This is a genomic window from Falsiphaeobacter marinintestinus, from assembly GCF_007923355.1.
Classification (GTDB): Bacteria; Pseudomonadota; Alphaproteobacteria; order Rhodobacterales; family Rhodobacteraceae; genus Phaeobacter_A; species Phaeobacter_A marinintestinus.
The window spans coordinates 68,600-81,084 of sequence record NZ_VOGO01000007.1 but is presented as its reverse complement, the minus strand read 5'-3'; the positions used below and the strand labels follow the sequence as shown (position 1 = coordinate 81,084).

Below are 12,485 nucleotides of genomic sequence, written 5' to 3'. Positions count from 1 at the left end.
GTCCCCCTTTTCAATGCAGGTTGGGCTGAGCGCCCTGGCCTTTTTCATCGACGATATGCCCGGTGCGGAACCGGTCCAGTCGATAGGCCGTGGCAGTTTCGTGCGGGGTGTCAGTCGCCAAAAGATGCGCAAGGCACCACCCGGCAGCGGGCGTGGCCTTGAACCCGCCGTAACACCAGCCCCCGTTGAAATAGAGCCCGTCAATGGGGGTTCGGTCGATGAAGGGCGTGCCGTCCATCGACATGTCCATGATCCCACCCCAACCGCGCAGTAGCCGGACGCGCCCCAAGGCCGGGATCAGTGCAACACCGCTTTCAACGACATCTTCGACCACGGGCAGGTTGCCGCGTTGCGCGTAGGAGTTATAGCCGTCGATATCGCCGCCAAACACCAGCCCGCCCTTGTCAGATTGGCTACAATAAAAATGCCCGGCCCCGAATGTGATGACGCCGGGGATGGTCGGCTTCAGCCCTTCGGAGACAAAGGCCTGCAAGACGTGGCTTTCAATCGGCAGGCGCAGCCCCGCAAGCGACATCACGCGACTGGATGACCCGGCCACGGATGAGGCCACCTTTTTTGCGCCGATATACCCACGCGAGGTTTCGACGCCCTTGACCTTGCCATTCTCGATCCGAAACCCGGTGACTTCACAGTTCTGGATGATATCGACGCCAAGCTGATCCGCCCCGCGCGCATATCCCCAGGCCACGGCGTCATGGCGCACGGTGCCGCCGCGCCGATGCAACAGGCCGCCCTTGATCGGGAAGCGGGCGTTGTCAAAGTTCAGGAAGGGATACAGCTTGCGCACACCCTCGGTGTCCAAAAGCTCAGCATCCGACCCGTTCAGGATCATTGCATTGCCGCGCCGCCTGGCCCCATCACGCTGCGCATCCGAGTGAACAAGGTTCAGGATACCGCGCTGGCTGACCATCGCGTTATAGTTCAGTTCCTGTTCCAGCCCTTCCCACAGCTTCAGGGAAAACTCATAAAACGGCTCGTTGCCGTCCAGCATATAGTTTGATCGGATGATCGTCGTATTCCGCCCGACGTTGCCACCGCCGATCCAGCCTTTTTCAAGCACGGCGATCCGCTTGCCGCCGAACTGGGCCGCCAGATAATAGGCCGCCGCCAGCCCGTGCCCGCCACCGCCGATTATGACATAATCATAGTCGGCCTGCGGAGATGCGTCGCGCCAGGCCGGGGTCCACCCCTTGTGCCCGGTCAACGCCTCTTTGATAACGCGAAATCCACTATAGCGCATGGCACCCTCATCCGTTTCAGACAGAAGCCTGCCGGATTTGGTAGTTTTTCATAGGCTCAGTTCGGACAGAGACTGCTCCATTTCCGACATTGAAGCGCAAAGTCTGCATCTGGGGCAAACGGCAAGCCCCAGCAGGTTTAAACAACCCGCACGCCAGACGGTGTTCGGGCTTGTACGTCTCTCGCATTCACGTATCTTTGGTATACCATTTAATCAGATCCGGGTCAGGCGCCCGGCAGGAAAGACAACAACATGCCATTTCTGGATGACCACCGGCTGTTTCCGACAGACGCCAAATCGCGGGCGATTGCGTCCGACCTGTATGACGGTATTCGCGACCTGCCTTTGATTTGCCCGCATGGCCACACGGATCCGCAATGGTTCGCTGAAAACACCGCCTTTCCCGATCCCGCACAGCTATTCGTCACGCCGGATCATTATGTATTCCGTATGTTGTGTTCAGCTGGCCTCGATCTGACGGCCCTTGGCGTTCCACGGGTCGACGGCGGAGAGGTCGAAACCGACCCGCGCAAGATCTGGCGGCTGTTCGCCGAAAACTACCATCTGTTTCGCGGCACCCCCAGCCGGCTTTGGCTGGACCATGCATTTCAGGATGTCTTTGGCCTTGAGACGCGCTTGAATGCCTCGAATGCCGACGCGTTTTTTGACCGGATCAGCGCGAGTTTGTCGTCCCCCGAATTTCGGCCACGGGCCTTGTTTGAACGGTTTGGGATCGAGGTTCTGTCAACCACGGACAGCGCGCTTGATGATCTTCGCTGGCATCGGCAGATCAAACAGGATGGATGGCACGGAAGGGTCATTCCAACCTATCGCCCCGACGCCGTGGTCGATCCGGATTACGAAGGCTTTGTTGGCAACATTGCCCGTTTGGGTGAGCTGACCGGCGCCGATGCGACGACCTGGCACGGTTATCTGGAAGCGCACCAGATCCGGCGCGCGTTTTTCAAGACCATGGGCGCGACTGCCACCGATCACGGCCACCCGACAGCCCGCACGGCTGATCTGCCAACGCAAGACGTGGTCAGGTTGTTTCAAACAGTGATCTCGGGCAAGGCGACATCAGATGAGGCTGAACTGTTCCGCGCCCAGATGCTGACCGAAATGGCCCGGATGAGTGTCGAAGACGGGCTGGTCATGCAGCTGCACCCCGGATCGTTCCGCAATCATTCGCCCATCGTTATGGCGCGTCATGGGCGCGACAAGGGGTTCGATATCCCGTCGCGTACTGATTACGTGCATGATCTGAAACCTTTGCTGGAAGCGGTCGGGATGAACCCGAAGCTGACACTGATCCTGTTTACGCTGGACGAAACCAGTTATAGCCGCGAACTGGCTCCACTGGCCGGAGCTTACCCTGCGTTGAAGCTGGGTCCAGCCTGGTGGTTCTTTGACAGCGTCGAAGGGATGCTGCGCTATCGCCGCCACGTCACGGAAACCGCAGGCTTTTATAACACGGTCGGTTTCAACGACGACACCCGCGCCTTCTGTTCGATCCCTGCGCGACACGATGTGGCGCGGCGGGTCGACAGCAGTTACCTGGCCGAACTGGTGGCGACCGGGCGTCTGGACCTGGATGAGGCGCATGAGGTTGCTGCCGATCTTGCCTGCGGTCTGGCTCGCAAGGCATACAACTTATGACGCGGCTGTCTCAAGCGGATCTGCCCGGAAAGACCCGCCCAGAAAACGGCGTGGTTCACCTTGGCCTTGGTGCGTTCTTTCGGGCGCATGTCGCGATGTATCTGGCCGATGTCATGGATGCGTCAGGCGGGAATTGGGGCGTGGTCGGCGTCAGCCTGCGCAGCCCGTCGACCCGAGATAAACTGGCCGCTCAGGATAATGTGTACACTGCCGCCGAACTGGGCCCCGAGGGCGCTCAGTATCGTGTGATGGGCGACGTCACAAAGGTGCTGGTCGCGCCCGAAAGTCCAGCCGACGTGCTGGCAGCAATGGCCGTTCCTGCGATCCGGATCGTGACTTTGACGGTGACGGAAAAAGGCTATCACCACGAACCCGCGTCAGGGCTGCTTAGGACCGATGATCCGGATATACTCCACGATCTGACCAACCCGAACGCCCCCCGAACAGCGCTTGGGTTCCTTGTTCGTGCGCTGGACCTGCGCCGCAAAGCCGGGCATCGCCCGTTTACCGTGTTAAGTTGCGATAACCTGCCCGAGAATGGGCACATGGTCCGGGCTTTGGTGCAGGAATTCGCGCAGCTCATCGACCCCGCGTTAGCAGACTGGATCGCCAGTGAGGTCCGATTTCCCTCCTGCATGGTCGACCGCATCGTTCCGGCCACCACACAAGCCGATATTGACTCGGTTGAGGCCGATACAGGGCGGCTGGATCTGGCCCCAGTCATGCATGAACCGTTCTGCCAATGGGTCGTCGAAGATGACTTTGTCGATGGGGATCGCCCGCCATTGGAAACTGTCGGTGTGCAGATGGTCAATGATGTCACGCCCTTTGAAAAGATGAAGCTGCGCTGCCTGAACGGCACGCATTCATCGCTGGCTTATCTGGGTTATCTTGCCGGGCACGCCACCATCCATGATGCCGTCAGCGATCCGGTTTTTGCGGCCCTGTGCGCCAAGGTGTGGCAGGCAGAGATCATTCCGACTTTGACGCCACCTCAGGACACTGATCTTACGGCCTATGCTGCGACGCTGCTTGATCGGTATCGCAACCCTTCCATCCGTCACGCCACATGGCAGATCGCAATGGACGGGTCGCAAAAACTGCCGCAACGCCTGTTGGGAACAATATCTGACAATCTGGACCAGAACCGGCCCTGCGCAGGTCTGATGCTGGCCGTTGCCGCATGGATGAAATACGCCTCGGGGCAGGACGAAACAGGTCACCCAATTGATGTCCGCGATCCGCTGGCCGATCGAACGCGTGGATTGTGGGATGGCAACGCCTCTGCCGAAGCCCGCGTCGATGCGTATCTGGACCTAGGCGATGTGTTTGGTGAACTGGCGAACCGGGCCGAGTTTCGCCAGGCTTTGATCACCGCCTGCGATCTTCTTGAAACGCACGGCGCAAGGGGCGCGGTGGAAAGGATTACGTCATGATAGAAAGCTGGCGCTGGTACGGAGATCTCGACAAGATCACACTGCCCGAGATTGCCCAGACAGGGGCCACAGGCATAGTGACGGCCCTGCATGACATCCCCTATGGCAAGGTTTGGCCAATCGAGGCGATCCGCGCCCGACAGGCGGCGATTGCCGCGGATCTGGACCTGCACTGGAACGTGGTTGAAAGCCTGCCGATCCATGAAGCCATCAAGAAAGGCGACGGCGATCTGGACCCGCTTTTCGCCAACTACCGGCAATCCATGGCCAATCTCGCGGCCTGTGGTGTGCAGGTGATCTGTTACAACTTCATGCCGCTGCTGGATTGGACGCGCACCGACCTTGCCGCGCCGGTGGCCAAAGGCGGGACGGCGCTCAGGTTTTCGCAGGCCCGCATGGCGGCCTTTGAAATTCACATGTTAAAGCGCGAGGGGGCCGAGGCCGATTATTCTGATGAGGTGCGCGCGCAGGCGTCCGCGTGGATCGCCAGGGCAACACAACAAGACCGTGACACATTGTTGACCAGCATCATGGCCGGTCTTCCAGGCGCCTATGATCGCTATGACATCGACAGTTTACGCTTAGCGCTGGACGGGTATCGTGGCATTGACCGGGATACATTGCGGGCCAATTATGCACGGTTTCTGGCCGAAATCATCCCAACAGCGCAGGACCTTGGCATTCGCATGTGCGTCCATCCGGATGATCCGCCACGCGATATCCTTGGCTTGCCCCGTATGGTGTCAAACGCAGATGATATCGAATGGATTCTAGGCCAGCAGGACGCCCTGGAAAACGGGCTGACCCTGTGCTCAGGCTCGCTTGGCGCGAACCCTGTCAATGATGTGCCCGCCATCGCCCATCAGTTCGCGGACCGCATTCATTTTGCCCATCTTCGCAATGTGACGAAAGATCCGGACGGATCCTTTCAGGAAGCAGCCCATCTGGAGGGTGACACGGACATGCCAGCCCTTGTCGCTGCCCTGCTGGATGAAGAAGACCGACGCCGTCAGGCGGGTCGCGCCGATGCCGAGATCCCGTTCCGTCCGGATCATGGCCACGAATTGTTGTCAGATATCGGGAGCGGCACGCATCCGGGGTATCCGTTGATCGGGCGCCTGCGCGGGCTGGCCGAATTGCGTGGTGTTATCGCGGGGCTTGGATACCGCTCGCAGGGATGAAGCAAGCCTCCCTGCGAAACGGCACAAGTTGTAACCCGTGATCAGGGCCGCAAATCGCCCGGTAGCAGGTCGTCAGGTATGTTTTGATAGCTGACCGGGCGCAGGAAGCGGCGGATCGACAAAGTGCCAACTGACGTGTGGCCAAAGTTGGTGGACGCCGGATAGGGCCCACCATGTACCATCGTGTCGCAAACCTCGACCCCGGTCGGGAAACCGTTGGCCAGAATGCGGCCTGCCTTGCGCTCAAGGATCGGCATCAGGGACTGCCCCAGTTCAGAATCCTCCGCATCCAGATGAAGCGTGCAGGTCAGTTGCCCCTGCAAACTCGCCGCAACCTGACGCATTTCGTCCGCGTCCTTGACCCGAACGATAAGGCCAAGGGGGCCAAACACCTCTTCACCCAGCGCTTCATTGGCCAGCCAGTCTTTGCCCGTGGTCGCGTACAGATACGGTGTAGCGTTACGCATGTCACAGACCGAGGTCAGGATTTCCTGTACGCCTGCGCTGCCCGCAACGCGGTCTCGCCCGGCCCGATAGGCGGCAGCAATCCCATCGGTCAGCATGGTTTGCGCGCCCATCGGTTCCAACGCTTTCAACGCCGCGTCGGTAAAGGCATCGGCGTCCGGACCATCCATCACGACAGCGATTCCGGGATTGGTGCAGAATTGTCCCGCCCCCATCGTCAGCGACCCGGCCCAGCCTGCCGCCATCTCGCCGCCGCGATCCCGCAGCGCGGCAGGGAGCAGGAACATCGGATTGACAGACCCGAGTTCACCAAAGAATGGAATGGGGTTTTCACGTTGCGCGCAGAGATCGAACAGAGCGCGCCCACCGGCCAGTGATCCGGTGAACCCAACCGCATTGATCAGCGGATGCTGCACCAATGCGGTGCCGACATCACGTTTTCCGCCCTGGATCAGTGAGAACACGCCCGGATGCACGCCACAGCTCACAATGGCAGCATGGATCGCTTCGGCAACAATTTCGCCGGTGCCGGGATGGGCACTGTGGCCTTTGACAACCACCGGGCATCCTGCAGCCAAAGCCGCGGCCGTATCGCCGCCGGCCGTTGAGAATGCCAAGGGGAAATTCGAGGCTCCGAAAACGGCTACAGGCCCGATCGGGCGTTGAACCATCTTGATGTCGGGACGTGGCAAGGGCTGACGATCAGGCAGGGCTGCGTCATGCCGGCGATCAAGATAATCGGCCGCCATGATGTGCGACGCAAACATACGCAGCTGACCCGTGGTGCGCCCGCGTTCACCCTCAAGCCGGGCTTGAGGCAACCCGGTTTCCTGACACCCGATCTCGGTGATGGCATCCCCGCGCTTTTCAATCTCGTCGGCAATGGCATTCAGAAACGCGGCGCGATCGGCGCGCGTTGAGTATCCAAAAGACAAAAATGCCTGCTCAGCCATCTGACAGGCCTGATCGACCAGCGCTGGCGTGCCGACCGAAAACGTGTGCGACGGACCCTCTGCGGGCTCGGATGAAAACGTCGTTTCACCGGACACCCAAGCGCCGGCGACAAGGTGCTTCCCGTGGGGCTTGAAGCTCATGTTTCTGCCTTTCCATATCGCGTCCGGACCCGTTCTGGACGCTGTGTCAAAAGTAATCAACGCACAAATAGCTTGACTCGACTCAATTTGGTATACCATTTTTCGTAAATAATATTGTATGAGTATTTGCGTTGTCGACGCTCGCCCGACCAGATCGGATCCCCATGCGACCAAGACGCCAGACAGGACGAATGAACATTCACCAGCAGGTCGTTCGCGAACTGGCGGTGCGTATTCTGTCCGGCGTTCTACGCCCCGGAGACATTCTTCCAACCGAAGACAACGCCAGTACTGAAATGGACGTGAGCCGAACAGCGTATCGTGAGGCGATCAAGGTTTTGTCCGCCAAAGGCCTGTTGGAATCCCGCGCCAAAGTCGGGACACGGGTGCGCCAGAAATCTGAATGGAACATGCTGGACCCCGAAATTCTGGGCTGGAAGTCCGAGATCGAAACCCCGTCGAAATTCGTCGATGACCTGTTTGAGTTTCGCATGATCATTGAGCCCGCTGCAGCCCGTCTGGCCGCCAGAAAGGGATCGCCCGAAAAGATCGACAAGATCCGCCACGCGTTTGAGACGATGGCAAACACAGAGATGTCGTCCGTCGAAAACTTCGAGGCCGATTTCGACTTTCACAAAAGTATTCTTGAGGCTTCGGAAAATGAACTTCTCAGTTCATTGGGCCATGTCGTGGAAACCCTTTTACTGACCAGCTTTGAGTTGTCTGCCTTGCGCCCGGGCGCGCGGGAACAATCTGTCCCGTTGCATGGCGCAGTGCTGGCGCAAATCCAGAACCGCGATCAGGACAAGGCGCGCGACGCCATGACGACCCTGTTGGCAAGCGCCCGAACCGATCTTGATGACGTTCTACAAAACGACATCCACGAAACCACAATATTGAAGAAAGCGGATCCGGACGACACATCGACTCGGGCAGGAGGAAACCGCTCACCAAATTGACTGCATTCAACGCTAGAGGAGGAGACTATGTTGAACAAATTTCTTTTAGGAGCGACGATCCTTGCCACGTCCCTGACAACCGGGGCCGTCATGGCGGACACGTCAGGCAAACGCATCGCATTGTCGAATAACTATGCCGGGAATTCCTGGCGTCAGGCCATGCTGGGAAGTTGGGAAAAAGTGGCTGGACAAGCCGTAACCGACGGGGTCGTGGCCGAAGCACCAGCCTTTACCACCGCTGAAAACCAGGTGACCGAACAGGCCGCGCAGATCCAGAACATGATCCTGCAAGGCTATGACGCCATCGTCATCAACGCCGCATCCCCTGACGCTCTGAATGGTGCGGTCAAGCAAGCCTGTGACGCCGGTATCGTGGTGGTATCGTTCGACGGCATCGTGACCGAGCCTTGCGCATACCGTATCGCGGTTGACTTCAAGGCGATGGGCAAGGTCGAAGTCGATTACCTTGCAACCCGCATCGATGGCGGCAATCTGCTGGAAATTCGCGGACTGGCCGGTGTTTTTGTCGATGACGAGATCAGCGCCGGGATCCACGAAGGTGTGGCCGAGCATTCGCAGTTTAAAATCGTCGGGTCGGTGCACGGAGACTGGGCGCAGGACGTCGCGCAAAAGGCAGTTGCCGGTATTCTGCCATCCTTGCCGGACATCGCGGCGGTCGTAACGCAAGGTGGTGATGGCTATGGCGCAGCGCAGGCATTTGCCGCTGCGGGTCGCCCGACCCCATTGATCGTGATGGGCAACCGGTATGATGAAATGCTGTGGTGGAAAGAACAGAAAGACGCCAACGGCTATGAAACCATGTCGGTGTCCATCGCTCCGGGTGTCGGCACGCTGGCCTTTTGGGTGGCTCAGATGATCCTTGATGGCAAAGACGTGCCACAGGATCTGACCGTGCCGTTCCTGACCGTGACGCAAGACACGCTGGAAGACAGCCTTGCCGGCACGCAGCCGGGTGGTGTGGCCAATGTGGAATACTCGCTTGAGGACGCCATGGCCGCAATCGCTGGCAAGTAACCGACAAAACTAACGATAAGGGCAAGGCACATGAACGCGTCCGACAAGACCATCGTCAGTCTCACGCACGTCGCAAAGCACTTCGGTGCGGTGCGCGCGCTGGATGGCGTGGATCTTACAGTGACCGCCGGAGAGTGCCTTGGCCTTGTCGGCCACAACGGGGCCGGAAAATCGACCCTGATGAATGTTCTGGCGGGCACGCTGTCGGCCGACAAAGGGACGATCAGCGTACACGGGCATGACCTGTCCGGGCGCTATTCCGTATCGACCGCTGGTGAAAACGGTATTCGCTGTGTGTTTCAGGAATTGTCGTTGTGCCCCAACCTTTCGGTGGCCGAAAATGCGCGGATCTTTCATCCGTCGCTGACCGGCTTTGGCTGGAAGCGCCGCGCCGGGGACATGATCCACGCAAAACTGGACGAGATCTTTCCCGGACACGGAATTACCCCTGATGATGTGGTCGCGGACCTGTCCATCGGCAAACGCCAGATGGTGGAAATTGCCCGCGCCTTCACCACGACCAACGCTCCGCTGCATCTTGTGATCCTTGATGAACCCACGTCCTCTCTGGATGCGGTGACATCGGGCCAGTTGCTCGACTTTGTGCGCAAGGTCGTTGGCTCGGGGATAAGCTGCATCCTGATCTCGCATGTTCTGGGCGAGGTTCTGAATTACGCGGACCGGATTGTGGTGATGAAAGACGGGCTTGTCGTTGCTTCAAAACCCGGAAGTGATTTCACACGAGATACCCTTGTGGCCGCGATGGGCAACGTGGTCGAAGTCGAAGAGATCAAGGATCATCAGGCCTTTGAAGCCAAACGGGGCCAGACTGAGATTGTGATCGAAGCCCGGTCCGATACCGCACTGGACAGTGTGCCACTGGTCGCCCACCGCGGCGAAATCATCGGGCTGGCGGGGCTTGCCAGCCACGGCCAGACAACCATGTTGCTCAAAATCTATGACGCGGCGATGCGCAACAAGCGCACGCCAAAGGTCGACGGCCCGGTTGCACTGGTTGCCGGAGATCGCCAGACCGACGGGGTGTTTCACCTGTGGTCGATTTCGCGCAATGTCGGCGTGCGCAGCTTGCGCAGAATGGTCAAACGCGGGCTGATCGATCCGCTGGCCGAGGCGGCGTTGGGGCGCGAATGGCAAGAGCGGATCAAAATCAAGACGCCGGATATGGATGATAACATCCTGTCTCTGTCGGGTGGCAATCAACAAAAGGCGCTGTTTGCCCGGGCACTGGCCAGCGACGCCGACATCATACTGATGGACGACCCGATGCGCGGCGTCGATATCGGCACCAAGCTGGAGGTCTATGACCTGATCCGCGACGAGGCCGCACAGGGCCGCACGTTTCTTTGGTACACAACGGAAATGGACGAACTTTACAATTGCGACCACACTTATGTGTTTCGCGATGGGGCCATCGTGGCCGATCTGACCCGCGATGCTTTATCAGAAGAAAAAATCCTGCAATCGTCGTTTCAGGAAAGCGCCTGATCATGTTGGCAAAACTGACCTCACCCCGGTTTCTGCGCGCCGCCCTGCCTGCCGCCAGCTTCACGATCCTGCTGCTGGCCATCTTCTATGTGCAGCCCCGCGCAATGAGCTATTTCGGCATGAACCTGATGCTGCAATACACCGTACCGATCGCTCTGGCGACCATCGCGCAGATGTTCATCATCACCGTCAACGACCTTGATCTGTCTATCGGAGCTTTTGTCGGTCTGACCGCCTGCATCGGTGCCACATTGCTTGCCGATACGCCGGTTTTGGGGGTGCTGGCCTTGGCCGCCTGCGTGGCTGCCTATGCCGCGATGGGGGCGCTGATCCACTGGCGCAACTTGCCGTCAATCGTGGTGACGTTAGGGATGTCTTTCGTCTGGCTCGGGATCGCGGTTCTGGTCTTGCCGACACCGGGTGGCACAGCGCCGGGCTGGGTCAAATCGATCATGGCCCTGAAAGTGCCGTATGTGCCGTTTCCTATCGTGGCCGCAGTTGTCATCGGCTGTGTCGTGCATGTGGTTCTGATGCGATCAAGCTATGGCGTGGTGTTGCGCGGTGCCGGTGGCAACCCCAAAGCCATCGGTCGGGCGGGCTGGTCGCTTCTGAAAACCAAGATGGTCATGTTCGGCGCCGCCGGGTTCTTTGGCGTGTTGTCCGGCCTGTCCCTGATCGGGCTGACGTCGGCCGCTGACGCCCATATCGCGGACCGGTATACACTGTATGCCATCGCAGGCGTGATCCTTGGTGGTGGTGAATTCGTCGGCGGGCGCGTGTCGCCCATTGGAGCGGTTATCGGGGCGTTAACGCTGGCGTTGACCGGATCCTTCCTGACCTTCCTGCGGATCTCTCCTGACTGGCAGATCGGGGCGCAGGGCGGCATTCTGATCCTGGTTCTGGCCCTGCGCGCCCTGATCAACCGGCGAGAGGGCTGAGGCATGACATTCGTCAAAACCCTGTCGCAGAAAGCCTGGATATGGTCCTTCGTCGGGATGTTCGCAGTATGGCTGGCCACGGCGGTCTACACGGGCGGCAAGGGCAGCGCAGATGTTTTGACCGCAGCGCTGTCCTTTGCCACGTTCACCGTGATCGTGGGGATCGGACAGATGTTCGTGATCACCACGGGGCCTGGCAATGTCGATCTGTCGATCCCGTCGACGATCTCTCTCTCCGGCGCGGTCGCGATGAAGATCATGGACGGTTCAAACGCGATGCTGGCCATCGGGTTCGCGGCTTCGATGGGCTGTGGGGTGGCCGTGGGGATCTTCAATTACATCCTGATCCGCGTGCTGCGTATCCCGCCGATCATCGCGACGCTCAGTTCCAGTTTCCTAATCCTGTCCTCGGCCATCGCCTATGGGCGGGGTTTAAAAATCAAACCACCGCCGCTGCTGGCAGACTTTACCACCGCGCAAATCATGGGCATTCCGGTGCTGGCCATCGTTATCATCCTGCTTGCTGCCGTTATGGGCGTTGTTCTGAACCGGACCATGTACGGCCGCTCGGTTCTGGCCATCGGCCAGAACATGCGCGCGGCCTGGTTGGCCGGGATCAACGTCGAACGCATCCGCTTTTTCACCTACCTGCTCAGCGCCGTGCTGGCGGCCTTGTGCGGCTTTCTGCTGTCGGGGTTTTCCGGCGGAGCATCGCTGAACATGGGGCAGGAATACTTGCTGGCCTCAATCGCCGTTGTGGTCATCGGCGGCACGTCGGTGGCGGGCGGTAAGGCCAACGTCGCCGGTATCTGGGGCGCGGCCATGTTCATGTTCCTTTTGGTCACCATGCTGAATACCTTTGGCGCCAGCGCTGGCATCCGGCTGATCATGACAGGCCTGATCATTGTCGCCGTGATCACCATCGCCGGTGGCGATGAACCGCAACGATAG

General features: G+C 59.3%; 10 protein-coding genes. 8 read left to right on the top strand and 2 right to left on the bottom strand.

Going from position 1 to position 12,485, the window contains the following annotated elements; translation table 11 throughout:
- Window positions 1–10: 10 nt before the first annotated feature.
- Window positions 11–1,261: a sarcosine oxidase subunit beta family protein gene (locus FOY56_RS15575; protein WP_146346795.1), complete on the bottom strand. Its 1,251-nt coding sequence runs from the start codon at window positions 1,259–1,261 to the stop codon at window positions 11–13.
- A gap of 252 nt (window positions 1,262–1,513) precedes the next feature.
- Here FOY56_RS15575 and uxaC point away from each other — a divergent pair, with 252 nt between their 5' ends.
- From uxaC to uxuA, 3 genes are read left to right on the top strand one after another with little or no spacing between them, the layout of a single operon-like run.
- Entirely contained in the window at window positions 1,514–2,920 is a 1,407-nt protein-coding gene (gene uxaC / locus FOY56_RS15570; protein WP_146346794.1) for a glucuronate isomerase, read from the top strand.
- Window positions 2,917–4,356 carry a mannitol dehydrogenase family protein gene (locus tag FOY56_RS15565; protein WP_146346793.1) on the top strand — a complete coding sequence of 480 codons (1,440 nt, stop codon included), beginning with the start codon at window positions 2,917–2,919 and terminating at the stop codon, window positions 4,354–4,356. The genes uxaC and FOY56_RS15565 overlap by 4 nt, the downstream gene beginning before the upstream one ends.
- A complete protein-coding gene (gene uxuA / locus FOY56_RS15560) occupies window positions 4,353–5,537 on the top strand; it encodes a mannonate dehydratase (RefSeq protein WP_146346792.1) in 1,185 nt (394 codons plus the stop codon). The genes FOY56_RS15565 and uxuA overlap by 4 nt, the downstream gene beginning before the upstream one ends.
- 41 nt (window positions 5,538–5,578) lie before the next feature.
- Here uxuA and FOY56_RS15555 read toward each other — a convergent pair whose 3' ends face one another.
- Window positions 5,579–7,096 (bottom strand): aldehyde dehydrogenase (NADP(+)), encoded by a 1,518-nt coding sequence (locus FOY56_RS15555; RefSeq protein ID WP_146346791.1) that lies wholly within the window; start codon window positions 7,094–7,096, stop codon window positions 5,579–5,581.
- A gap of 191 nt (window positions 7,097–7,287) precedes the next feature.
- On the opposite strand from FOY56_RS15555, the gene FOY56_RS15550 reads away from it, so the two are divergent.
- The 5 genes from FOY56_RS15550 to FOY56_RS15530 are packed head-to-tail and all read left to right on the top strand — an operon-like array spanning window position 7,288 to window position 12,485.
- Window positions 7,288–8,055: a FadR/GntR family transcriptional regulator gene (locus FOY56_RS15550; protein ID WP_186766351.1), complete on the top strand. Its 768-nt coding sequence runs from the start codon at window positions 7,288–7,290 to the stop codon at window positions 8,053–8,055.
- A gap of 27 nt (window positions 8,056–8,082) precedes the next feature.
- On the top strand, window positions 8,083–9,090 hold the full coding sequence (locus tag FOY56_RS15545) for an ABC transporter substrate-binding protein (protein ID WP_146346789.1): 1,008 nt from the start codon (window positions 8,083–8,085) through the stop codon (window positions 9,088–9,090).
- Window positions 9,091–9,120: 30 nt separating this feature from the next.
- A complete protein-coding gene (locus FOY56_RS15540) occupies window positions 9,121–10,596 on the top strand; it encodes a sugar ABC transporter ATP-binding protein (protein ID WP_146346788.1) in 1,476 nt (491 codons plus the stop codon).
- 2 nt (window positions 10,597–10,598) lie between these two features.
- Window positions 10,599–11,534, top strand: a complete 936-nt coding sequence (locus FOY56_RS15535) for an ABC transporter permease (protein ID WP_146346787.1) — start codon at window positions 10,599–10,601, stop codon at window positions 11,532–11,534.
- 3 nt (window positions 11,535–11,537) lie between these two features.
- Window positions 11,538–12,485, top strand: coding sequence for an ABC transporter permease (locus FOY56_RS15530; protein WP_146346786.1), 948 nt, complete (start codon window positions 11,538–11,540; stop codon window positions 12,483–12,485).

Excerpts from the sequence above, each read along its gene's own strand:
- FOY56_RS15575 (WP_146346795.1), bottom strand. The coding sequence starts at position 1,261 with ATGCGCTATAGTGGATTTCGCGTTATCAAAGAGGCGTTGACCGGGCAC.
- uxaC (WP_146346794.1), top strand. The coding sequence starts at position 1,514 with ATGCCATTTCTGGATGACCACCGGCTGTTTCCGACAGACGCCAAATCG.
- FOY56_RS15565 (WP_146346793.1), top strand. The coding sequence starts at position 2,917 with ATGACGCGGCTGTCTCAAGCGGATCTGCCCGGAAAGACCCGCCCAGAA.
- uxuA (WP_146346792.1), top strand. The coding sequence starts at position 4,353 with ATGATAGAAAGCTGGCGCTGGTACGGAGATCTCGACAAGATCACACTG.
- FOY56_RS15555 (WP_146346791.1), bottom strand. The coding sequence starts at position 7,096 with ATGAGCTTCAAGCCCCACGGGAAGCACCTTGTCGCCGGCGCTTGGGTG.
- FOY56_RS15550 (WP_186766351.1), top strand. The coding sequence starts at position 7,288 with ATGAACATTCACCAGCAGGTCGTTCGCGAACTGGCGGTGCGTATTCTG.
- FOY56_RS15545 (WP_146346789.1), top strand. The coding sequence starts at position 8,083 with ATGTTGAACAAATTTCTTTTAGGAGCGACGATCCTTGCCACGTCCCTG.
- FOY56_RS15540 (WP_146346788.1), top strand. The coding sequence starts at position 9,121 with ATGAACGCGTCCGACAAGACCATCGTCAGTCTCACGCACGTCGCAAAG.
- FOY56_RS15535 (WP_146346787.1), top strand. The coding sequence starts at position 10,599 with ATGTTGGCAAAACTGACCTCACCCCGGTTTCTGCGCGCCGCCCTGCCT.
- FOY56_RS15530 (WP_146346786.1), top strand. The coding sequence starts at position 11,538 with ATGACATTCGTCAAAACCCTGTCGCAGAAAGCCTGGATATGGTCCTTC.